We start from the raw sequence: 633 nt of genomic DNA, 5'->3' as shown, positions 1-633 counted from the left end.
GTCATACGCAACCTCGAAAAAAAAGACTTTGATGAGCTCATTGCTGTAATTTTCAATGAAGCGTATGAAATCATTGAAGCATACTTAATTCCGCACTCTGTAATTTCAGAATTCAGCTCGTATAGAGCGCATGTTAACGGCCACATTTTGCAACTGCGTGGAGCCTTGCTCCTTGATAAACGCGTCTTGAACATTAGTGCCAAATTAATTCCTTCTAACAATGCGCTCAAATCGCTCGTTTTRCTAACGGGGGCCGACGAAGCCGACTCCTTGACCGAACGTTAGAAGGCAAACAAAGTGCCGGAGAAAAACATGAGAAAAATAATCACCGCGGTAGCCCTGCTCGCAGTAACGCACGCGTCTGCACAAACACCATCACAATCTAACGACGCAAAAAATCAAGATGGAGTATGGTTTGAGAACTCAATGGGAAGGGACAAAATTAAATATGGGAACTCCATGTTAATTTGCTTCCCTGATGAGCCAGCTATCAACGCAAAATGTAGCATCTATCTTACAGATAAGGATGATCATACTGTTGCTCAATATTATTCTTACATAAACCCCGCATCAGGAAACGTTGAGTTTGAAACAGCAGACAAGAATGGCAAATACATTGGAGCATCCAAAGAA

Annotated in this window: 2 protein-coding genes; both read left to right on the top strand. The window is 42.1% G+C overall.

All coding sequences use genetic code 11. The features are described from left to right. On the top strand, positions 1 to 285 hold a 285-nt coding region (locus AC1DRJ_RS31440), incomplete at its 5' end, for a hypothetical protein (protein WP_477805535.1). Positions 286 to 312: 27 nt separating this feature from the next. Further along, positions 313 to 633 (top strand): hypothetical protein (locus AC1DRJ_RS31435; protein ID WP_477805534.1); only part of this gene is annotated, 321 nt, incomplete at its 3' end.

Source organism: Pseudomonas sp. P5_B2 (genome assembly GCF_056400445.1).
This window is presented reverse-complemented; position numbering and strand designations above follow the sequence as displayed.